Here is a 20,725-nt window from a genome sequence, read left to right as displayed (position 1 = left end):
CGAGGAGGAGGACGACATGGCGAGGATCGTGCAGTACGAGCGGATCGGCGGGCCCGAGGTGCTCGAGACCGTCGAGGCGCCGGAGCCCGAGGCGGGGCCCGGCACCGTGGTGGTCGCCGTCCGCGCGGCCGGCGTGAACCCGATCGAGTGGAAGGTGCGCTCCGGCCTGCGCCCGAGCCCGCCGTTCGACGGTCCGCGGAGGCTCGGGTCGGACGGCTCCGGCGTGGTCTCCGCCGTCGGTCCGGGAGTGACCGGTTGGAGCGTCGGCGACCGGGTCATCGTCAGCGGCGCCACCGGCACCTACGCGACCGCCGTCGCGGTCTCCCCCGACTCCCTCGATCCGCTCCCCGACGGACTCGGCTTCGAGGAGGCGGCCGCGCTCGGCATCCCGGTCTCCACCGCCTACCAGGCGGTGGTCTCGCTCGGCGTCGCGGAGGGATCGACGTTCGTGGTCCACGCGGGCGCCGGCGCGGTAGGACGGGCGGCGATCCAGTTCGCCGTCGACCGCGGAGCCCGGGTGATCGCCACGGCGAGCCCGGCGAACCAGGAGGCGCTGCGCGCGCTCGGAGCGGTGCCGGTCGCCTACGGGCCCGGGCTGCTCGAGCGGCTGCGCGCCGTAGCGCCCAAGGGCGTCGACCGCGTGCTCGACGCGGCCGGGACGGACGAGGCGCTCGCCGCCTCGCTCGCGCTGGTGGCGGATCCGCAGCACGTCGGAACAGTGGTCGCCGGCCCTCGTGCGGCAGAGCTGGGCATCCGGGCCTGGAGCGGCGGCAGTCCCGTGCCGCTGACCGAGGAGGAGCAGCGCCTCCGCCGCGAGGGCGTGCCGCTCGCCGCCCGGCTGGCGAGCGAGGGGCGCTTCGCGGTCGCGACCGGTCCGCGCCTCCCGCTCGAGCAGGCCGCCGAGGCGCATCGGCTCAGCGAGGACGGCCACGTCCGCGGGAAGATCCTGCTCGTTCCCTGACCCGGGCCGGCATCCGGCATCCGTCTCCCCACCGCTTCCCCCGCTCTCACCGTCGAGAAGGAGTCCCCGTGTCCACTGACGACACCACCCCCGTGATCCTGGGGGGCGCCCGCACCCCGTTCGCCCGCTTCTCCGGAGCCTTCGCGCCGCTCTCGGGCGTCGAGCTCGGCGCCGCTGCCATCCGAGGGGCTCTCGAGCGCTCAGGCGCCTCCGCGGCCGACGTCGACGCGGCCGTGCTCGGCCAGGTGATCCAGGCCGGAGCCGGTCAGGGCCCCGCCCGGCAGGCCGCGGTCCTCGCGGGCCTGGGCTGGGACGTCCCGGCGGTCACGATCAACAAGCTCTGCCTGTCGGGTCTCACCGCGGTGATCGACGCGGCGCGGATGATCCGGCTCGGCGAGGCGCAGGTGGTCGTCGCCGGAGGGCAGGAGTCGATGACCAACGCGCCGCACCTCCTGCTCGGATCCCGCTCGGGCCTGGGTGTCGGTCCGCGTCCGCTCGAGGACGCACTCCTCCACGACGGCCTGCTCGATCCGTTCGACCGCCGCCTGATGGGGAGGGTGACCGACGACGGCAACGCCGCACGGGGCATCCGCCGCGAGCGCCAGGACGCCTTCGCCGCGCTCTCGCACCAGCGGGCCGCCGCGGCACGGTCCACCGGCGTGCTCGCCGAGGAGATCGTGCCGGTCGCGGTGCCGCAGCGGCGCGGACCGGACCTCGTCGTGTCCGCCGACGACGGGATCCGGGAGGACAGCACGGTCGAGACGCTCGCCCGGCTGGCCCCCGCGTTCTCGCCCGAGGGCACGATCACCGCGGGCAGCTCGTCCCCGATCACGGACGGCGCCGCCGCGCTGGTCGTCGTGTCCCGCGGCTGGGCCCGCGAGCGCGGACTGCCCTGGCTCGCGACCGTCGCCGAGCACGGGCAGGTCGCCGGACCGGACAACTCCCTGCATTCACAGCCGTCGGCGGCGATCCTCCGGGCGCTCGGCCGCCGCGGTGCAGCGGTGTCCGACCTGGACCTGATCGAGATCAACGAGGCGTTCGCCTCCGTCGTCCTCCAGTCGGCGGACGATCTCGGCGTCGAGCCCGAGGAGGTCAACCTCGACGGCGGGGCGATCGCGCTCGGCCACCCGGTGGGCGCCTCCGGAGCACGGCTGGCCCTGCACCTGGCGCTGGCCCTCCGTCGCCGAGGCGGCGGGCTCGGCGTCGCCGCGCTCTGCGGCGGAGGCGGCCAGGGCGAGGCGCTGATCCTCGAGGGCTGACCGGCGGTCCGCCCCCAGGAGCGCGTCGGCGCCTCCGGCTACGCTCGCGGGATGAGCATCCTGAGCGCCGACGGCCTCGCCTTCGTCACCGAGCGCCACCTGGCCACCCTCTCCACCCCCGGCCGCCAGGGCCGCCTGCACGTGGTCGCCGTGGGCTTCACCTACGAGGACGGCGTCGTCCGCGTCATCACCTCCCGCGAGAGCCAGAAGGTGCTCAACGTCCGGCGGGGCGGCACCGCGACGGTCGGGCAGGTCGACGGCATCCGGTGGCTGAGCCTGGGCGGTCCGGCGACGATCGAGGAGGAGCCGGACGCCGTGCAGCACGCCGTCGAGCTCTACTCCCAGCGCTACCGCACCCCGCGCCCGAACCCCCTCCGCGTCGCTATCCGCATCGACGTCGACTTCGCCCTCGCCTCCTCCGGCCTGCGCGCGGAGTAGCCGGGTGGCCCGCGGCGACGCGCTGGGCGGGGGCGGTGCCGTCTCCTCCCTCCGCACCTACCGCTACGTCCGCCTCTCCCTGGTGGCGGCCGTGGTGCTCCTCACGGCCGGCCTCGTCCACCAGCTCGTCGTCGGAGGCCCGCTGCGCTCGATCAGCGCCTCGTACTACACCCCGGTCCGCTCCCTCTTCACCGGGGCGCTCTTCGCGGTCGGCGTCGCGCTGGTCGTCCTCGCCGGGAGGAGCGTGCGGCGCTTCCTCCTGCTGCTGGCGGGCATGACGGCGCCGGTCATCGCGATCGTGCCGGTGCCCCTCGCCTCGGAGGAGCTGCAGCGCCTCCAGGGAGCGGTGTGCCCGGCGGGAGGGGCGTCGTGCCTTCCCACGACGGCCGCGGGTGAGGTCGCCGCCTCCCTGCCCGCCTACCTGGTCACGGCCGCGGCCGTCCTCGTCGCCTCCGTGATCCTGCTCGCCCTCGACCGGGTCCTCGACCGCTGGGCGCTCGTCCGCACCGCGATCGCCGCCGCCCTCCTGATCGCTCTGGCGGCCTGGAGCACGCTTCCGTCGTTCCTGCGGCTCGGCCACTACGCCGCCGCCGGCGTCTTCTTCCTCCTCATCGCCGTCACCGCGGGTCTGCACGCCGTCGCGGTGCGCGAGGAGGGAGCGAGCGGGCCGGGGACGCCGCGCTTCTACTCCCGCTGCTACGCCGTTCTCGCGGTGCTGATCGCCGCGGTCGATGCGGCGCTGGTGCTCCTGCTTCTCACGGGGCGGGGAGCGGAACTTCTCGGCGAGCAGTGGCTCCTGCTCGGCGAGGCCGTCGCGCTCGCCCTCTTCGGGATCTTCTGGGTGCTGCAGACCGTCGAGAACTGGGATCGTCCCGACGTGCTGCTCGTCGCGCGGGGCTGAGGGGGCCGGTGGCGGCCCCCTCAGCCGCTCAGCGCTTGAGGGTGATCGAAGCTCTCCGCCCGAGGTTTCCCGCGGCGTCGGAGGCGTGCGCGACGATCGCGTACCGCCCGGCCGGGTAGGAGGAGGCCGAGACGGTCAGGCGCCACGTGCCGTCCGACGCCCTCGTCGCGTCGCCCAGCCGCGTGGCTCCGCTCCAGAAGCTCAGCTTTGTCGTGCCGACGTCGTCCTTGGCGGTGGCGACCAGGGTGACCGAGCCGCGCACCGTCGATCCGCTCGTCGGCGCGGTGATGACGGTCTTCGGAGCCGTCGTGTCGCGCGACGGCGCGGGCGAGCCCGTGGGTGCCGGAGCAGGAGCCGCGGTGGGCGCCGACGTGGGAGTCGGGGTCGGGGTCGGAGCCGGTTCGTCGCCGAGGCCCCAGGCCGTCCACAGCTCCTCCGCGATCATCGCCTGGCCGGCGACGTTCGGGTGGAAGTAGTCGACGTCCGTCGAGAGCTGGTCGAGCGAGATCGGAGCCGCCGTGAGGGCGCCGCCGTCCCAGACGCAGTCGTTCGCGGCGGACGCGCAGGCCGATTCCAGTGCCTCGTTGAAGGCGGCCTCCCGGTCCTCCGCCGCCGCGAGCGAGGCGGTGTAGGCCGAGCCGATCAGAGAGGCTCCGGTCGTGGCGTCGACTCCGCGCTGGGTCCGGCAGACCCCGCCCCAGGCCCAGATCGCGGCGCCCGGCGTCGGCTTCACGGCCTCCCACTCCGACTCGATGTCCGGGACCGAGCCGACGAGCACCGTCGCCTCCGGCCACTCCTCGCCGATCGAGCGCAGGATCCGGGTCGCCGACGCGGCGAAGGAGGCCGCGGGCGTCATCGCGTAGCCGTCGCGGGAGTCGGGCGAGAGGCTCAGCGAGCAGAGGTCGTTGCCGCCGATCAGCAGCGTAACCACGTCCGGCTCCTCCCCGGCCGCGACCGCGGCGTCGATCCGCGACTCGACTCCGCTGATGACCGCGCCCGACTTCGCGTAGTTCACCGCGCGGACCGCCGTCCGCGGATCCGCCGCCGCCATCCGGTTCGCGATCGAGTCGACCGCGGGCGCCGATCCCGTCGCCCAGGAGTTCTCGACGCAGTCGCGGTTCACCCCGCAGGTCGTGGCCGCGCGCGTGATCGAGTCGCCGAGCGCGAGCAGCGTCTGCGTCCCGGACGCCTGCGCCGGCGGTGCCGCCAGGAGCCCCGCCAGGAGCGCGATCGCCCCCGCGCCGACCCCTGCTGCTCTCCGCCGTGCCCTGTGTGCTGTGGTCCCCATGTCGTCCCGTCCCCTGGTCGTCCATCGTTCGAGTGCCTCGCGTGCTGCGAGAGCACGAGGGGCGAGCGTACGTCGCCGCGGCTCCCCCGACGGACCGGAGGAGGGCGGCTCCCGTCAGGCGCGGCCCGGATGGGGGACACGGAGGACGCACGGAGGCGAGCGGCCCACAGCTTCGGGCGCCCGATCGTCAGGACCTGCACGACCGACCCGCGCGCTCTCCCGCCCGGAGAGCACGTGGACCGACGGCTACTCCTCGATACTCTGAAGCGATGATCGGCCGTCGCCGTGGAGGGAAGAGGGATCAGCATGGACTACTCGAACGAGGACGATCTCAAGCAGAGGATCGGTATCGACTCTTGGAGGAATCTGTCGAAAGAGAAGTTCATAGCGTTCGCATCCGAGCTGCCGAACATGAGCGAGGAGCTCGCCCTGAAGGTCGTCGAGCAGTTCCCGGATTTCAAGAATCTCGTCCTCGACTCGTTCAGTGAAGTGCGAGATCAGGCGAGTTCAGCCGTTCGAGCCAACTGGAAGAGTCAGAAGAAGGTTCACAGGGCCTTCGCCGAGTACCGCGCCGTCCTGAACCGCGAACTGGATCGTGACACCCTGAGCGCGGCGGACCGCTACTCGGTCCTTCGGCTGTTCAAAGAAGCGATCGACGACGAAGCACTCAAGGATTCGGAGCACAAGGCGTTCGTGCTCCGGGCACTGGGCATCGTCGCGATGGTCGCAGTCGCCGGAGTCTCGACGGGAGTCGCCGTCCTCGGCGGTCGAGCCAGGATCGGCGGAGACGCCTAGTACCGAAGCCGATCCAACGGACCACTCCTCCGCCGACGAGCGCGTCGAGGCCGCGAGGCGGTCGACCCGCCGAACAGGCGAGGTTCCCGATCCGGCCGCCGGGAGAACACAGAAGGCCCGCTCTCTCGAGCGGGCCTTCCGTGGTGGTGGATCCGAGGGGATTCGAACCCCTGACCTCTTCATTGCGAACGAAGCGCGCTACCAACTGCGCCACGGACCCGTGCCTTCCGAGCCGTCACCGGCCCGAACAACTCGTCCACACTAGCACGGACGAGCAGGCGCCTCGCACTCGGGTCAGGCCCCGCGGCGGCGCTGCAGCGCCTGGTCGAGGTCGATCGCGTCGACGCCGTCCACGACGCCCATCGCGGCGAAGCGGGAGGAGGGACGCGGCGCCTCGGGAGCGGGAGCGGCAGCACGCGGGACGCGCAGCGGCGCCACCTCGGGAGCGGTCGCGGCGGCGCGCTGGGCGAGCTCCGCTTCCGCCGCGGCGGTGCGCAGGCGCTCCACGGCGTCGATCGACGCCATCGCGGAGGCGGCGACCGTGCCCCGGGAGAGGTAGAGCGGCTTGGGGAGCGGCTGCGGCGTCCAGCTCGCACGGTCCTCGGCGAGCTCCTCGGAGGCGTCGTCCGCCGCCTCCTCGGCGAGCTCGGCCTCGAAGACCTCGGCGCGCCGGCGCTCGGTCGCGGCGGCCGTCGTCGCTGTTGCGGCCGGAGCGGCCGCGCGCCGGCGACCCGGAGCCAGCAGGATCAGCGTGCCGAGCCCCGCGACGGCGAGGAGCAGGCCGACGAGCGGCACCGCACCCGTGCCGCCGAAGGGCAGCATCACGAGCCCGACCAGCGCGGCGACCGCCCCGACCAGCACGGCCAGCGCGGCGCCCTGGCGCCAGCGCAGGACCGAGGGCCCTGACCGCGTGCTCCGCCGTGCGCTCGCGGTCGCCCGTCGCAGCGCGTCGCGCGCCGCCTTCTCCGCCTGTGCCAGCTCCATCGCCTGTGCCTTCTCTTCGGCTCGTCGTCGTGTCTCGGTCACCCGGAGCCGGCGCTGCTGCAGCGCCACCTCGCGGGCTGTCGCCTCCGCACGCACGTGCTCGGGCACTTCCGCGGTCTCGGCGAGGATCCGCAGCGTCTGCTGCAGCCTCACCGCGTTGCGCTCGGTCGCGTTGTACGACCGCCTGCGCATCCACGTGGGGATCAGGTAGGCGACCCACAGAACGGCGGCGAGCGCCCAGACGACGCCCCCGCCCAGCCAGTCGCTACTCATGCGGACAACGCTAGGAGCACCGGGCACTCCCGTCCGTCATTACGGGTAGGTGTGTCCGTGCGGATCGCGGATCAGTCGGGGCCCCGTCGGAGGGACACCGGCGCCGTCGGAGGGTCCGGAGAGACCCGAGCGGCGCGAGGCGCGGAGATCCGCGTCGGTCGGCACGCCGACCTCCGACGGGACCTGCCCGTCGAGGTAGCGGCGGAGCACGCCGCGGGGCACCTCCTCCGCCACGAGGGCGAAGCAGAAGTGGTCGCGCCAGTCGCCGTTGATGTGGATGAAGCGTCGCCGCAGGCCCTCGTAGCGGAAGCCGAGCTTCTCGACCACGCGCAGGCTCGGCCGGTTCTCCGGGCGGATGCAGATCTCGATCCGGTGCAGCCCCAGGTCGAGGAAGGCGTGGTCGGCCGCGAGGGCCACGGCGATCGGAGTGATCCCCCGCCCGGCGTAGCGCTCGGACACCCAGTAGCCGATCGACCCGGAGGAGAGCGAGCCGTACCCGATGTTCGAGATGTTGAGCTGCCCGGCGAGCTCGCCGTCCCAGTCGATGAGGAACGGCACTCCCCCGCCGGCCCGCGCGTTCTGCTGCAGCGAGCGGATGCTGGCGCGCACGTCGAATGCGGCGCCTCCCCGGGGGTCGGACGCCTCCCACTGGCGCAGCCACGACCGGTTCGCGATCAGCTCCCGCTCGAGAGGGCGGGCGTCGCGCACGCGGATGGGGCGGACGGTGACACGACCCTCGGTGAGCGTCGGGATCGGGAGCGGCATGATGCGACCCTACTGCTCCGCCGCACTGCGGGAGGGGGACTGGACTCCGCGGCGTTCCGTGCTCTCGGGGAACGGACGAACGGACGGGATCCCGTGCCGCAGCAGGGGGTCCCGTCCGTTCCGGAGGAGCGCTCGCCGGGGCTCAGAGGCCGGCGACGAAGTCCTTCAGCCAGGGCTTGAGGTCCTTGCCGAGGTCGTCGCGGTCGGAGGCGAGCTGCACGATGGCCTTGATGTAGTCGAGCTTGTCGCCGGTGTCGTAGCGGCGGCCGCGGAACACGACGCCGTAGACGCCGCCGAACTCGGCCGGGTCCTGCGCCATGCGCTCCAGCGCGTCGGTCAGCTGGATCTCGCCGCCCTTGCCCGGAGCGGTGTGCTCGAGCACGCCGAACACGTCGGGCTTCAGCACGTAGCGGCCGATGATCGCGAGGTTCGAGGGGGCGTCCTCCTTGGAGGGCTTCTCGACCAGCCCGGTGATCCGCACCACGTCGTCCTCGTCGGTCGCCTCGACCGCCGCGCAGCCGTAGAGGTGGATCTGGTCGGGGTCGACCTCGAGCAGCGCGACGACCGTGGTGTCGCGCTGCTCGGCGACGTCGATCATGCGGGAGAGCAGCGGGTCGCGGGCGTCGATCAGGTCGTCGCCGAGGAGCACGGCGAAGGGCTCGTCACCGACGTGGCGCTGCGCACGGGAGACCGCGTGGCCGAGGCCCTTCGGCTCGCCCTGACGGACGAAGTGCACGTCGGCGAGGTCGCTGGCGTACTTGACGTGCTCGAGCTTCTTGTCGTCCTTCTTCTGGGACAGGTTCTGCTCGAGCTCGGGCACCGAGTCGAAGTGGTTGGCGAGCGCGTTCTTGTTGCGCCCGATGATCACGAGCACGTCCTGGAGGCCGGCGTCCGCCGCCTCCTCGACCACGTACTGGATCGCCGGCTTGTCGACGACCGGCAGCATCTCCTTGGGGATGGCCTTCGTCGCCGGCAGGAAGCGGGTGCCGAGACCTGCGGCGGGGATGACTGCTTTGCGGATTCGAGTGCCCATGGGGCGCCATCCTAGCGGCGGGGGAAGTCGCGGGAGTTTCGCGCCAGGACCGGCGACGGAAGGCGCCGGACCCCGTTCCGGGGCGGTCCGGGACGAGCGTCCCTCAGGGTCGTCCGCGCGGAGGCCGGCGCGGGGCCCGGTTCTAGACTGAGCGCATGCCAGCCGACATCACGCACGAGAAGCGGGCGCTGCGCGCCGAGCTGCGCGAGCGCCGCCGCACGCAGACCTCGACCGCTCGCGACCAGGCCGCGGAGCAGATCACCGCCCACCTGATCGAGCTCGCCACCCGCGTGGGGGCCCGCTCCCTCGCGTGCTACCTCTCCGCTCCGGACGAGCCGAGCACCCGGCCGTTCCTGGGCTGGGCCGAGAGCCACGGCATCCGCGTCCTCTTCCCCGTCTCGCGCCAGGACGGCCTGCTCGACTGGGCGGTCGGCGACGGCCACACCGAGACCCAGGGCCTGTTCGGCATGCCCGAGCCCGTCGGGCAGCTGCTCGGCCCCATCGCGATCAACGACGTCGACCTCATCGTCGTCCCGGCCGCCACCGTCGACCGGCAGGGGATGCGGATGGGCTGGGGGCGCGGCTACTTCGACAAGACCCTCGGCTCGATGGAGAAGTGCCCGCCGGTCTACGCCGTCGTCTTCGACAGCGAGCTCGTCGACCGGGTGCCCAGCGAGGTCCACGACCAGGCCGTCGACGGAGTCGTCACTCCCTCCGGCATCGTCGACCTGCGCCACTGACCCCGTCCTCCTTCTCCCCCACCCGCCTCCGAGGAGCCCCCTGTGCCCACCTACTCCTACCGCTGCACGCAGTGCGGCAACGCCTTCGACATCCAGCAGAAGTTCACCGACGACACGCTCACCGAGTGCCCGAGCTGCCAGGGGGCGCTGCGCAAGGTGTTCAGCGCGGTCGGCGTGACCTTCAACGGCTCGGGCTTCTACCGCACCGACTCCCGCTCCGGCGGGAAGTCGAGCGAGGGCGGCTCCTCCTCCTCGGGTGCCGGCTCGTCCGGCTCGGGCGCATCCGGCTCCGGCTCATCCGACTCGTCGTCGGGCTCCTCGGGATCGGGCGGCTCCTCCTCCGGATCCTCGGGTTCATCGGGCTCGGGCGGCTCCTCGTCCGGCTCGGGGTCCTCGGGCTCCGGATCGTCCTCCTCCTCGTCGTCCTCGGGCTCCTCCGGGTCCTCCTCCTCGGGTTCCTCCTCCGGGAGCTGACCCGCCACCCACCGCTCACGGCAGAAACGGAACAATCATGATCAACGGCTTCAAGGAGTTCATCCTCCGCGGCAACGTCATCGACCTGGCTGTCGCCGTGGTCATCGGCGCCGCTTTCACGACCATCGTCAACGCGATCGTGACGGGGATCTTCAACCCGCTCATCGGCGTGATCTTCGACGCCTCCTCCCTCGAGGCCCTGGTCTGGCCCATCCGACCGGGAGAGAACGGCGAGGACCCGACCGTCATCGCCTACGGCTCGGTCGTCTCGGCCCTGATCCAGTTCGTGATCGTCGCCTTCGTCCTCTACTTCGCGTTCGTCCTGCCGATCAACCACCTCAAGAACGCCGCGTTCGCCAAGAAGGCCGCCGACGCCCCCGCCGCGGAGGACAAGGCCCCCACCGAGCTCGAGCTCCTCGCCGACATCCGCGATCTGCTCGCCAACAACGGCACCGCAACCACCGCGAACTCCGGCAAGCACGTCGACTGAGTCGCTCTGTCTTCTTCCGCCGGAGGCGGAAGAAGACCGCGGTCGGCTTCCCGATGGAGAGCGTTCCGTGGAGCGGTGTGCGAACAGTGCGTTCGAAACGCTGGCACGCGTTTCGGACGACACCTGCACCCTCGGTAGGTCGCCTATCGGGGCCTTCAGCGTCTCCGGCGGGGACTGATCGTTCCTGTGTCCACGCCTTCATCGGACATCGCCGGGCATGAGGCGGAAAGCGGTCGATCAGCTAGGCACCGGACGGACGCGATCGTCCGCAGGCACCGGACGGGAAGCAGCCGGTCACCGTCGCCGGGTCCGACGTGAGCGGTCGCCGGACAGCGGCGTGACGCGTTCGCTCGTCGAGGCGGGGCGCGGCGGGGTGAGGTCCGAGGTCGTCGACGGGTCGAGCGCCGACTCGCGGATCACCGACCGGTCCGGCTGACGTCAGTAGTGCGGGGGGACGTCCTGGCGCAGGCGCGCGTCGTTCGGGCCGGTGTCGGGGCGCGCGGGCGGCGCGGAGGGGTCGGCGACCGGAGCGTCGTGCGGGGACGGATCGGTGCCGGGCTTCGCGGGGAGCGTCGCCCGCCGACCGCCGCGGGTGCGCCGCAACGGGCGGTCGGCACCCGCGGGGGCGTCGGGATCCGGCGCCACGATCAGTCGCGCGGCAGCGGCTCGACGGGCTGCGTCTCCCCCGATGCCGGAGCGGCGGCGGCGGCAGGAGCGGCGGGAGCAGCAGGAGCCTCGCCGGCGGCGGGAGCAGCGGTCTGCTCCTCCCCCGCGGTCGCACCGATCAGCCCGGCCACCCGCGCGGCCACGGCCTCGGGGTCGGCGAACAGCTCGAAGTTGTGCACCCGCAGGTAGTGCCAGCCCAGCCGGCGCAGCAGCTCCGGACGCAGGCGCAGCGACACGCGCAGGCTCTGCGTGCTCACGTCGCGGTCGGTCTCGACCACCACGGCACGGGTCCCGTGCGCGGCGACGAGGGCCAGCTTGCCCTTGTGCCCGATGTTGACCCGGAGTCCGCGGCGCTCGAGGCGCGCGGCGAGATCCACCAGCATCGGCTCCGAGTAGTCGTCGCGGTCGCTCGGCTGGACGCGGTCCTCCGCCTCCTGCAGCACCTGCGCGAGCGCGACCATGCCGTAGCGCATGCGCGACTCGTCGATGTCGCCCGGGCGGAAGCACGAGACGATGTCCATCGAGCGGCGGGCACGGGTCATCCCGACCGCCAGCAGGCGCTCTCCACCCGGCTCCGCGAGAGCGCCGAAGTTCGACAGCAGGCGGCCGTGGGGCGTCCGGCCGTAGCCGATCGAGAAGATGACGCGGTCACGGCTCTGCGCGACCGACTGCTCCAGCGTCACGACGGCGAAGGGCTCGGGCCGGTCGCCGAGGATGAAGTCGCTCAGGTCGGTGCGCTTGGCGAAGGCCGTCAGCACCGCCTGCTGCACCCGCACGGCGTGGCGAGGGCTCGCGGTGATGACCATCAGCGACTCGCGCGGACGGATCACCGCGTGCTCGAGCACCAGCTCGACCACCTTCGCGACCTCGGCGTCGACGGACTCGACGGCTCCGGAGTCGTTCTCGGGCATGCCGTGCCCGCTCGCGATGTAGTGGAAGCGGAGCGAGTCGTGTCCGAGGAAGGAGCCGGCCCAGGGCAGGGAGTCGATGCGGCCGCCGTAGAAGCGGCGGTTGACCAGCTCGGCCAGGTCCTCGCCGCCCGCGCGGTAGCTGCGGGTGAGCGTGACGGTGTTGAGCAGCTCGCCGAGTCGGGCGAGCGCCGACTGGGCGTGCAGCGCCTCCACGTCGGTCCGCGAGGCGGTGGAGCCGAACTCCGGCGTCTCGTCGACGCGCAGGCCGAAGGGAGTGGGGGTCTGCGTGACCGGGTCGCCGAACGCGACGACCTGCTTGGCCCGGCGGATCGCTCCGACGTTCTCGGCCAGCGTGGTCGCCCCGGCGTCGACGAGGAACACCGCGTCGAAGGTCGTCTCGGTGCCGATGCGGTGCACCTCGTACGGCGAGGCGAGCCAGGCCGGAGCGAGCACGCGCGAGAGGTGCGGAGCGGCCTTCTGCAGCTCCTGAGGGGTCGTCGCCGCCTCGGTGCGCAGCAGCGCGCGCAGCGCGTCGCGCTCCTGCGGCCAGTCGACGAGCCCGATCTTCCAGGTCTCGGAGAGCTTCCAGGCCAGCAGCTCGGCGCTCGAGGCGGCGTGCGCCTCGTCGACGAGCTTGAAGTCGGCCTCGAGCCGGTCGAGCACGCTCGTGTTGCCGCCGAGCAGCGCACGCTCGTCGGTCAGCATGATCTCGAGCGCCGAGCGCCACCAGGCCAGGTCCAGCTCGCCCGCGACCAGCTCGGCCGGCACGTGGCGGCGCGAGAGGTCGGTGAGCAGCGGGTCCAGGCCCCAGTCGCGCAGGGTGGCGAGGAGGGTCGTCCGCTCCTGGAGGTTGGCCAGCACCTCGCTGTCCTCGGCGAGGCCGGACACCATCGAGGCCAGCTCCGCGAGAGGGAGCGAGGCGAGCTGCAGGTTCGTCCCGCGGCGGCCGAGCGGCTCGTCGAGGCGGCTCAGCTGGTCGGTCACCTGCTGGTAGGCCACCTGCACGTCGGCGACGCCGACCGGGACCTCGGGGATCGTGCCGGCGACCGCGTAGCGCTGCCACAGCGTCCGCTGCTGCTGCACCCGGCGGAGCGCCGCGTTCAAGTCGGTGACGTGCGCGCCGGGACGCAGGTACTCGCGGGCGAGCTTCTTCAGGCGCCGGCGGTTGGTGGACGACATCTCGGCTGCCTCGCGGCGCGGCGAGGTGGCGACGATGAGGTCCTGGATCGAGCGGTCGAAGACGGCCGGCTGGAACTTGTCCAGCGTCTCGCGGACGTCCTGCAGCAGACGCAGGTAGATGCCGAGCTCGGCGACCGACTCGAACGGGCGCATCCGCGTCTGGCCGATGACGTCCTGGGCGCGGTCGAGCAGGCGCGGCAGGTCGCGCAGGTGCAGTCGCTTGGCCAGCTCGTGGGCGATCTCGGCGTCGGCGGTGGAGTCGAACTGGGCCCCGTACCAGGGCGAGTCGCCCGGGCCGTAGCGGAACTCGCCCAGGCGTGCCGACTCGATCAGCATCCGGGTCGCCTCGGGGCGGCTGTGCGCGAGAGCGGTGACGGAGCGGCGGTCGAGGCGGGCGGCGGTCGACGGGGGCGTCCGCAGCTGCGAGAGGCGGGCGAGCTCCTCGAGGGCCTGCAGCGCCGAGACGCCGAAGCTCTCGTCGCGCCGGGAGAGCGCGCCGCGGTAGTCGAGCAGCACCTTCCGCAGCCGGAGCAGGGCGTCGTCGATCTCGCTGACGGAGGGGCGCGCCGCCTTCTCATTGCGGCCGATCGACTGGATGAGGTCGCGGCGGAGCGTGCGGGGCCCGACCGCGATGCCGCCCAGGCCCGCCGAGAGCAGGCGCTGGTGGATGCTGTCGAGGCTCGACCGGCGGGCGCTGACGACCAGCACGCGCTTGTGCTGGGCGGCCAGGGCGCCGATCGCGTTGACGATGGTCTGGGTGCCGCCCGTGCCGGGGAGGGTCTTCACGACGAGCGAGTTGCCGGCCGCGATGTTCGCGATCACCTGCTCCTGCTCGGCGTCCGCGTCGAGGAGGAGGTTGTCGGTCGCCGGAGGACGCTCGTCCTGCGGGATGATCGACGCCACCTTCTGCGACTGCTGCAGCGCCCGCTTGGCGGCCGGGTTCCCGGCGACGGCGTCGAGGACGGGGTGCTCGAGCATCCGGGCGTCGCGGAGCATGTCGCCCGCCACGTCGGCGAAGCTCGAGACCACGAGGCGCGGGTGCACGGCGAACCACGGCAGGTGCGAGGTCAGGCCGCGCAGCTGGTCGATGACCGGCTGCGGCTTGAAGACGCCGTTCTGCACGGCCAGCTCGACGAACTGCTCGGGGTCGATCGTGATGCCGAACTGCTGCTTGAGGGCGCGCGCGAGCTGCGGGTTGAAGTAGGGCTGGCCCTTGAGCTTGAGCTCGAAGTCGCGGCCGTAGCGGCGGATGGCGAGCGGGCGGAGGAGCACGGGAGCGGTGAACTCCGTGTCGCCGGCGCGCCACTGGGCGAGGCCGATGGCGAGGTGGACGCCCTCGATGCCGCGGACCGAGCGCAGCTCGATCCCCTTGTCGGTGATCGCGCCCGCGGCGTTCTTCGCGGTGCGCAGGGCGAGCTCGTCGCGGATGAGCGAGGAGAGGAGCGTCGTCTTGCCCGAGATGAACGGGGGCAGCCCGCCGGGGTGCGTGGTCGAGAGCTCGATGCGCGTCCGGGGCGAGTCCACGAAGTGGAGCAGGGGCGACGGACCGCCGACCTTGGCGAGCTCGTCGCGCCACGACTGCCACACCGGATCGGCCACGTTGCCGCCCTGGTAGCCGGCCTCGCCGCTCGTCACCTGCACGGGAGAGGTCGCCGTCGGGGAGAGCCGATGCGCGGACGCCTCCCCCTGGTCACCGGATTCGGGTGAGGTCGCCACCGGTCCGGCTCCTGGGAAATCGTCGACTCGTTGCACACGGACACCCTAAACCGGGCACCTCCGAAAGGCCGTAGCGACGCGGGTCGGCGGCACGGCACCTCCGTACGGCTCACCGGGCCGGAGCATCGGAGGAACGCGGAGCCCAGGGTCGGATCGGCGAGCGCGCCCGCCCGATCGGGGCGGGCGGGGGGCTCAGGAGGGCCAGACGGCCAGGGGCGGCGCCGTCTCGACCCGGCGCTCGTCGCCGACCACGCGGATCCGGCTGCTCACGCGGTCGTGCCCGGCGGCAGCGGCGACCGCGGTCATGACGAGCTGAGCGTGGTCGCGCGCGAGATGCCCGAAGGCGCTCCGCAGATCGACGGGACGGCCGGTGGCGAGCGACACGGCGATGCGGGCGACCGCCTCCTCCGAGAGGTCGAGGAGGCACGCCTGCTCGGCGAGGACGGCGAAGTCGATCCGCGGCGCGGCCTCCGTGGCGGCACCGGCCGCCCACGGGTGCTCGGGGCGGAGGCATCCGGCGCGGACGAGGAGCTGCTCCGCGGCCTCGAGGCCGGGCCCGGCGAGGACGGGGATCATGCCGCGGTCCGCTCGGCGCGGCGCCCGGAGGCGCGGACCCCGACGGACACGACGGCCGACAGCAGGCAGGCGACGCCGGCGATCAGCGGCGCGAGCCAGCCGAGGACGCTCATCTCGTCGACGTCCGTGCCGAAGTACTGCCAGTGCGCGATGGCGTAGACGAAGAGGGAGAAGAAGCAGAGCGCGACGCCCGTGAGCGCCGACACCAGGTCTGCCGGACGGACGAGGGGCTCGTGCTCCGCCGAGGCGGCCTGCTCGATCGCGGGCTCGGAGAGGGCGGCGGCCGGGACCTGCGGGAGGGTCGCGGTGGCGGGGTGCTGCGTCATGTCTCGAGGGAACCAGCCGCGCGGTGTCACGGTCGTCACTCGCTGGCATGACGTCCTGAGCCGAGCGGATGGTGGCGCGATCGGCCGGTCAGGGAGCGACGGGGACGTCCGCTCGAGCCGGTCGGCGTCCGAGCGACGACTGGAACCGCAGCAGGTACCCGTCGGGATCGGCCACCACCAGCTGACGGACGCCCGCCTCCTCCGCTCCGACCCGGTACCAGCGGGTCTCGAGCGGCGAGAACAGCGGCGTCCCGCCCTCGGCGAGCGCCGCCGCCGTCCGGTCCGCGTCGTCGACGTGCAGCTGCAGGTTCATCCCCCGGCCGAACGGGCGCTCCAGCGGTGCCGCGATCCAGTTGCGGCCCCGCCCCGCCTCTTCGAGCATCACGTGCGCGGAGCCGAGGACCAGGTACGCGAAGCCCTCCTCAGGCCGGGCGTAGTGGATCCGGGACCCGCAGGGACCGCACCAGAATCCCAGGCTCCGGCGAGGTCGGCGACGAGCAGCTCGGGGACGAGATCGGGATCGGCCATCCGCGCGGTCTACGCCTCGGCGCCCTCGGGGCGCTTCGTGCGGCCCGGGAGCAGGAGCAGGCCCGAGACGCCCACGACGATCAGCAGGATGGCCGCGACCGTGACGAAGGAGGCCAGCGCCAGCACGGGCATGATGATCGTCAGGACGCCCGCGATGACCGAGGCGATCCCTGCCGCGATCGGCAGCCACGCGGGGCCGGCGACGGTGCGGCCGCTGGTGATGCTCGAGACGCCGTCGAGGATCCAGCCCGCGCCGATCACGAGGCCCAGGACGCTCAGCGACTCGAACGGGTTCGACAGGCACAGGATGCCCGCGACCAGGATCAGGGCGCCGAGCAGGCCCGCGAGCCAGCGCACCCGGGCATCGAGCCGCGAGGCGGTGAAGGCCAGCAGCAGGCGGAAGACGCCCGCGGCGATCAGGTGGATGCCGAAGACGATGGCGACGGTCAGCAGCGTCGGACCGGGGATCAGGACGGCGATGACGCCGAGCACGATCGCGATCAGCGAGACGGCGATGATCCACCAGCGCTCGACGGAGGTGCGGGACATCGTGGGCGCGGCGGTCTCGGACATGGCGTTCCTTCGCGTCGGGGAGTGCGGACCCCTCGAACGTTAGGGCACCCGGGCGGGGTGGCGCGGGGCCTTGCGCCCGCCCGCCCGAGGACGCAGGTCAGTGGCGCGATCCGGAGCGCGCCGCGGCACGGTGCCGCCGCACGCGGCGCACCACGAGCGCGAGCAGCAGCACGCCGAACGCGCTGTAGATGATCGCGTCGAGCACGCCCGCATACTGGTCGACGAGCTCGTACTGCGTGCCGAGGGCCGCGCCGAGGCCGATCAGCAGGCCGTTCCAGATGCCGGAGCCGAGGATCGTCAGTCCCGAGAACAGCAGCAGGTTCATCCGCTCGGCCCCCGCGGGGAGCGAGATGAGGCTGCGCACGCCCGGGATGAGGCGACCGAAGAGGACCGCCCAGGTGCCGTGCCGGCGGAACCAGCCGACCGCCTTCTCGAAGTCCTCGCGGTCGACCAGCGGGAGCTTGGAGAGCAGGCGGATCGAGCGCTCCGTGCCGATGCGGTGGCCGAGCGCGTAGAGGATCAGGCCGCCGAGGTAGGCGCCGAGGGTCGCCGTGATCACGACCAGCACCAGGTTCATCCGGCCCTGCTGGGCGAGGAAGCCGGCCAGCGGCAGCACGAGCTCGCTCGGGATCGGCGGGAACACCGTCTCGATCAGCGTCAGCAGGCCGACGCCCGCCTCTCCGAGCGCGGCGATCACCCGCGCGGCGACGCCGACGAGTCCGGAGAGCTCGTCGATGCTGTCGGAGGAGGAGGCGGTCGCCACGGAGGCGGGGGCGAGGGCGAGGGTCGCGATCGTCATGACTGAGAAGCTACTCAGTCCGCCGCGCGCGCACCTGGGAATCCGGCGGCCCGCTCAGGGGCGGCCGGTGAGCACGACGGTGTCCGATCCCTGCAGCCGCACCTCGACCGAGGCGATCTCGGACAGCGGGAGCCCGGTGGCGAGGCTGGGCTCCATCGTCGTCCCCGGCGCGCTCGTCCACGATCCGACGGCCTCGGTGCCGCCCGAGGTGTCCGTGACGTAGAGGACGTAGCCGGCCGAGCCCGCGTACTGCTCGGCCGTGTCGGCCCAGCTGCAGTCCATGTCGATCCGCGTGCCCCACTGCTGCGGCACGAACCGCACGGAGGCCTCGACGGGGACGCCCGGAGCCGCGGCGAGCGAGACGGTCGAGCCGACGGTCTCGACGGGGGCGAGGGACGGGCCGATCGCGAGCGGCAGGGCGACGGCGGCGGCGGCCGAGACGCCCGCGGCGGCGAGCACCAGGCCCGCGATGCGCAGCCGCGTCCGGCGGCGGACGGAGTCGGTGGCCGCGGCGAGGCGGGTCAGCAGTGCCGCCGGAGCCGGATCGCCGGCCGCCTCCGGCTCCTCGACCAGGCGCACCGCCTCGTCCTGGGGCAGGTGGGCCAGCAGGCCCGGCAGCGGGACGAACTCGGCGAGGGAGTCGCGGCAGCCGGGGCAGGCGCGCAGGTGCAGCTCGTACTCGCGGCGGTCGGCGGCGGTCAGGGATCCGAGGAGGTACGCGGCGTCCCAGTCGCGGAAGGGGTCGTCGTGCCGGTCGTCGGAGGAGGGGTCGCGGTTCACAGCTCCGTCACCCCCCGCTCCTGCAGTGCGAGCTTGAGGGCCCGCATCCCGTAGTGCATCCGAGACTTGACGGTGCCCGGGGCGATCCCCAGCAGCGCGGCGATCTCGGTGACCGTGCGGCCGCCGTAGTAGGCGTGCACGATGACGGCGCGGTGGTCGTGGCTCAGTCCGCTGAGCGCGTCCGAGAGCAGCCAGGCGTCGAGCACCTGGTCGGTGCGGTCGGCGGTCGGGCGCTCGGGGACCTCGTCCGTGCCCAGCTCCCGGGCGTAGCGGGCGCTGCGGCGGTCGTCGATGACGAGGTTCCGGGCCACGGTGTAGAGCCAGGAGCGGGCGGCGGCCTCGCCCTGGGCGAGGATCTCGGGGTGCTTCCAGGCGCGCAGCAGCGCCTCCTGAACGACGTCCTCCGCCATCTGGCGGTCGCCGGTCAGGCGCAGCACGAACCGCCAGAGCGCGCTGGCGTGCTCGTCGTGCAGCGCACGCAGCATCTGGGCCTGATCCTCGGACATCTCCACCTCTTCCTGCACCAACGTAACGGGGGCCCGAACGGTTCAGCCGGTTCGCGCGAGCGGCCCCACTCTGGTACTCCGGAGTCGATGACCTTCCCCGATGCCGACGACGCCGCCCGCGTGCGCTCCTTCCTCCGCGACAACCGCTCGCGGATGCTCGACGACGTCCGGCACCTCGTGATGATCGAGAGCCCCAGCGACTCCCTCGAGGCGCTCGGCGAGCTGCACGCCTTCCTGGTGCACTGGGTGGGAGAGCGGCTCGGGCACGACGCCGACGTGCAGCACCGGCGTGCGCAGGACGCGCCGACCGCGACCAGCTGGACCGTCCCGGCGAGCGGCGGCGCGAGACCGCACCGGGGCACGCGTCCGTTCGTGGCGCTGCTCGGCCACTACGACACGGTGTGGCCCCTGGGCACGACCCGCTCCTGGCCCTTCGCCGTCGACGGCGACCGCCTGAGCGGACCGGGCAGCTACGACATGAAGGCCGGGCTGGTGCAGATGGTGTGGCTGGTGGCCGCGCTCCGCCACGCCGGCGTCCCGCATCCGGCCGTCCGCCTGGTGATGAGCGGGGACGAGGAGATCGGCAGCGCCGCCTCCCGCCCGTTCCTGGAGCGGCAGTGCGTGGGCGCCGACGCGGTCCTGGTGTTCGAGGGCGCGATCGGCGACGCGGTCAAGACGGCGCGCAAGGGCATCGGGCGCTTCGTGATCGACGTGGTCGGGGTCGAGGCGCACGCCGGGGTCGAGCCGGAGAAGGGGGCGAGCGCGATCCACGAGCTCGGCTCGCTGATCCCGCGGGTGCTGGCGATCGCGCGGGAGGAGAAGGGCACCTCGGTCAACATCGGAGTGGTCTCCGGCGGCTCGCGGGTCAACGTGACGACGGCCCGCGTGCGCCTGGAGCTGGAGGCGCGGATCCGCGGATCCGCCGAGGCCGCCCGCGTCGAGGCCGAGCTCGACGCGCTCGCCGCCGCCGACCCGCGCATCCGGCTGGAGGTGCGCGGCTCCTGGGAGCGGCCCGTCTTCGAGCGGACCGCCTCCGTCGCCGCGCTCTACCGCAGGGCCGAGCGGGTCGCGAAGCGGATCGACGTCCCCCTCCGCGAGATCGCGGTCGGCGGGGCGAGCGACGGCAACCTCGTCGCCGCGCTGGGCCTGCCGGTCCTCGACGGGCTCGGCGCCCCGGGCGAGGGTGCGCACGCGCGCAGCGAGGCGATCGGCATCGAGGGCATGCTGGAGCGGACGGCGCTCGCCGCGCTGCTGGTCGCCAGCTTCGGCGACGAGCACTGACCGGCTGCAGAGGAAGGACGAGCGGATGACCCTGTACGAATCGCGCCCCGTGGGCGTCGTGATCGAGGCTCCGGCCGCGGAGGTGTACGCCTTCGTCTCCGACCCGGCGAACCTCCCGCGGTGGGCCGCGGGCCTCGCCTCCTCCGCGCTCGAGCAGGTCGACGGACGCTGGTTCGCCGACTCGCCGATGGGCCGGGTCGAGGTGCGCTTCGCCCCGCAGAACCCGTTCGGCGTCGCGGACCACGAGGTCACGCTCCCCGACGGGACGGTGGTGGACAATCCGCTCCGGGTGCTCGTGAACGGGGACGGCGCCGAGGTGGCCTTCACCGTGCGGCGGCGCCCCGGGATGAGCCTCGACGACTGGGACGAGGACTGCGCGCGGGTCGCGGACGACCTCGAATCGCTCCGGCTGCTGTTCGAGCGCGGGGCGCTGTAGGTTCGTCACAGCTCCGGCGCAGGGCCGGCACCCGTGAGAACGAGGAC

General features: G+C 73.1%; 23 protein-coding genes and 1 tRNA gene. 10 read left to right on the top strand and 14 right to left on the bottom strand.

Going from position 1 to position 20,725, the window contains the following annotated elements:
- Positions 1 to 16 precede the first annotated feature (16 nt).
- The 4 genes from C5C35_RS12010 to C5C35_RS11995 all read left to right on the top strand — a co-directional run bounded on the left by C5C35_RS12010 (position 17) and on the right by C5C35_RS11995 (position 3,559).
- A complete protein-coding gene (locus C5C35_RS12010; RefSeq protein WP_104263201.1) occupies positions 17 to 961 on the top strand; it encodes an NADP-dependent oxidoreductase in 945 nt (314 codons plus the stop codon).
- 68 nt (positions 962 to 1,029) lie between these two features.
- On the top strand, positions 1,030 to 2,220 hold the full coding sequence (locus C5C35_RS12005) for an acetyl-CoA C-acyltransferase (protein ID WP_104263189.1): 1,191 nt from the start codon (positions 1,030 to 1,032) through the stop codon (positions 2,218 to 2,220).
- A 51-nt stretch (positions 2,221 to 2,271) separates the two neighbouring features.
- On the top strand, positions 2,272 to 2,658 hold the full coding sequence (locus C5C35_RS12000) for a pyridoxamine 5'-phosphate oxidase family protein (RefSeq protein ID WP_104223212.1): 387 nt from the start codon (positions 2,272 to 2,274) through the stop codon (positions 2,656 to 2,658).
- A 4-nt stretch (positions 2,659 to 2,662) separates the two neighbouring features.
- Positions 2,663 to 3,559, top strand: coding sequence for a hypothetical protein (locus C5C35_RS11995; protein ID WP_104246708.1), 897 nt, complete (start codon positions 2,663 to 2,665; stop codon positions 3,557 to 3,559).
- Positions 3,560 to 3,587: 28 nt separating this feature from the next.
- Here C5C35_RS11995 and C5C35_RS11990 read toward each other — a convergent pair whose 3' ends face one another.
- Positions 3,588 to 4,847 (bottom strand): GDSL-type esterase/lipase family protein, encoded by a 1,260-nt coding sequence (locus C5C35_RS11990; protein WP_104263188.1) that lies wholly within the window; start codon positions 4,845 to 4,847, stop codon positions 3,588 to 3,590.
- A 306-nt stretch (positions 4,848 to 5,153) separates the two neighbouring features.
- Between C5C35_RS11990 and C5C35_RS11985 the strand changes: the two genes are divergently transcribed.
- On the top strand, positions 5,154 to 5,642 hold the full coding sequence (locus C5C35_RS11985) for a hypothetical protein (RefSeq protein WP_104226443.1): 489 nt from the start codon (positions 5,154 to 5,156) through the stop codon (positions 5,640 to 5,642).
- A 144-nt stretch (positions 5,643 to 5,786) separates the two neighbouring features.
- Here the strand turns inward: C5C35_RS11985 and C5C35_RS11980 are convergent.
- The 4 genes from C5C35_RS11980 to galU form a co-directional block, all read right to left on the bottom strand.
- Positions 5,787 to 5,862: transfer RNA gene (locus C5C35_RS11980), tRNA-Ala, on the bottom strand.
- 74 nt (positions 5,863 to 5,936) lie between these two features.
- Positions 5,937 to 6,899 (bottom strand): hypothetical protein, encoded by a 963-nt coding sequence (locus tag C5C35_RS11975; protein ID WP_104223216.1) that lies wholly within the window; start codon positions 6,897 to 6,899, stop codon positions 5,937 to 5,939.
- Positions 6,900 to 6,938: 39 nt separating this feature from the next.
- Positions 6,939 to 7,664 (bottom strand): GNAT family N-acetyltransferase, encoded by a 726-nt coding sequence (locus tag C5C35_RS11970; protein ID WP_104223217.1) that lies wholly within the window; start codon positions 7,662 to 7,664, stop codon positions 6,939 to 6,941.
- 142 nt (positions 7,665 to 7,806) lie between these two features.
- Positions 7,807 to 8,697, bottom strand: a complete 891-nt coding sequence (galU, locus tag C5C35_RS11965; protein ID WP_104223218.1) for a UTP--glucose-1-phosphate uridylyltransferase GalU — start codon at positions 8,695 to 8,697, stop codon at positions 7,807 to 7,809.
- Positions 8,698 to 8,852: 155 nt separating this feature from the next.
- Here galU and C5C35_RS11960 point away from each other — a divergent pair, with 155 nt between their 5' ends.
- From C5C35_RS11960 to mscL, 3 genes are read left to right on the top strand one after another with little or no spacing between them, the layout of a single operon-like run.
- Positions 8,853 to 9,437 (top strand): 5-formyltetrahydrofolate cyclo-ligase, encoded by a 585-nt coding sequence (locus C5C35_RS11960; protein WP_104223219.1) that lies wholly within the window; start codon positions 8,853 to 8,855, stop codon positions 9,435 to 9,437.
- Positions 9,438 to 9,479: 42 nt separating this feature from the next.
- Complete coding sequence (locus C5C35_RS11955; RefSeq protein WP_104223220.1) at positions 9,480 to 9,911, top strand: FmdB family zinc ribbon protein; 432 nt, start codon at positions 9,480 to 9,482, stop codon at positions 9,909 to 9,911.
- 37 nt (positions 9,912 to 9,948) lie between these two features.
- Entirely contained in the window at positions 9,949 to 10,401 is a 453-nt protein-coding gene (mscL, locus tag C5C35_RS11950) for a large conductance mechanosensitive channel protein MscL (RefSeq protein WP_181027096.1), read from the top strand.
- A gap of 438 nt (positions 10,402 to 10,839) precedes the next feature.
- Here the strand turns inward: mscL and C5C35_RS11945 are convergent, their stop codons facing one another.
- The 9 genes from C5C35_RS11945 to C5C35_RS11905 all read right to left on the bottom strand — a co-directional run bounded on the left by C5C35_RS11945 (position 10,840) and on the right by C5C35_RS11905 (position 18,961).
- Positions 10,840 to 11,046, bottom strand: a complete 207-nt coding sequence (locus tag C5C35_RS11945; protein ID WP_104232858.1) for a hypothetical protein — start codon at positions 11,044 to 11,046, stop codon at positions 10,840 to 10,842.
- Between the two features lie 2 nt (positions 11,047 to 11,048).
- The gene (locus C5C35_RS11940) at positions 11,049 to 14,873 is read right to left on the bottom strand and encodes a DEAD/DEAH box helicase (protein WP_374952906.1); all 3,825 of its coding nucleotides are present in this window, start codon (positions 14,871 to 14,873) and stop codon (positions 11,049 to 11,051) included.
- A 192-nt stretch (positions 14,874 to 15,065) separates the two neighbouring features.
- Entirely contained in the window at positions 15,066 to 15,449 is a 384-nt protein-coding gene (locus tag C5C35_RS11935; protein ID WP_104238332.1) for a hypothetical protein, read from the bottom strand.
- Complete coding sequence (locus C5C35_RS11930; RefSeq protein WP_104263187.1) at positions 15,446 to 15,775, bottom strand: hypothetical protein; 330 nt, start codon at positions 15,773 to 15,775, stop codon at positions 15,446 to 15,448. The genes C5C35_RS11935 and C5C35_RS11930 overlap by 4 nt, the downstream gene beginning before the upstream one ends.
- 88 nt (positions 15,776 to 15,863) lie before the next feature.
- On the bottom strand, positions 15,864 to 16,160 hold the full coding sequence (locus C5C35_RS11925) for a hypothetical protein (protein WP_219814170.1): 297 nt from the start codon (positions 16,158 to 16,160) through the stop codon (positions 15,864 to 15,866).
- Positions 16,161 to 16,312: 152 nt separating this feature from the next.
- On the bottom strand, positions 16,313 to 16,876 hold the full coding sequence (locus C5C35_RS11920) for an HdeD family acid-resistance protein (protein ID WP_104232862.1): 564 nt from the start codon (positions 16,874 to 16,876) through the stop codon (positions 16,313 to 16,315).
- A 97-nt stretch (positions 16,877 to 16,973) separates the two neighbouring features.
- Positions 16,974 to 17,675 carry a DedA family protein gene (locus C5C35_RS11915; RefSeq protein WP_104261104.1) on the bottom strand — a complete coding sequence of 234 codons (702 nt, stop codon included), beginning with the start codon at positions 17,673 to 17,675 and terminating at the stop codon, positions 16,974 to 16,976.
- Between the two features lie 54 nt (positions 17,676 to 17,729).
- Positions 17,730 to 18,455, bottom strand: coding sequence for an anti-sigma factor (locus tag C5C35_RS11910; protein ID WP_104263186.1), 726 nt, complete (start codon positions 18,453 to 18,455; stop codon positions 17,730 to 17,732).
- Positions 18,452 to 18,961 carry a sigma-70 family RNA polymerase sigma factor gene (locus tag C5C35_RS11905; RefSeq protein ID WP_104225070.1) on the bottom strand — a complete coding sequence of 170 codons (510 nt, stop codon included), beginning with the start codon at positions 18,959 to 18,961 and terminating at the stop codon, positions 18,452 to 18,454. Before C5C35_RS11905 ends, C5C35_RS11910 begins: the two co-directional genes overlap by 4 nt.
- An 87-nt stretch (positions 18,962 to 19,048) precedes the next feature.
- Between C5C35_RS11905 and C5C35_RS11900 the strand changes: the two genes are divergently transcribed.
- Complete coding sequence (locus tag C5C35_RS11900) at positions 19,049 to 20,242, top strand: M20/M25/M40 family metallo-hydrolase (protein WP_104263185.1); 1,194 nt, start codon at positions 19,049 to 19,051, stop codon at positions 20,240 to 20,242.
- A gap of 25 nt (positions 20,243 to 20,267) precedes the next feature.
- Entirely contained in the window at positions 20,268 to 20,678 is a 411-nt protein-coding gene (locus C5C35_RS11895) for an SRPBCC family protein (protein ID WP_104249452.1), read from the top strand.
- The last annotated feature ends 47 nt before the right edge of the window (positions 20,679 to 20,725 follow it).

The organism is Rathayibacter sp. AY1F8 (assembly GCF_002932165.1).
GTDB lineage: Bacteria > Actinomycetota > Actinomycetes > Actinomycetales > Microbacteriaceae > Rathayibacter.
Note: the sequence above shows the minus strand (reverse complement) of the source record. Positions and strands in the feature narration are given on the sequence as shown.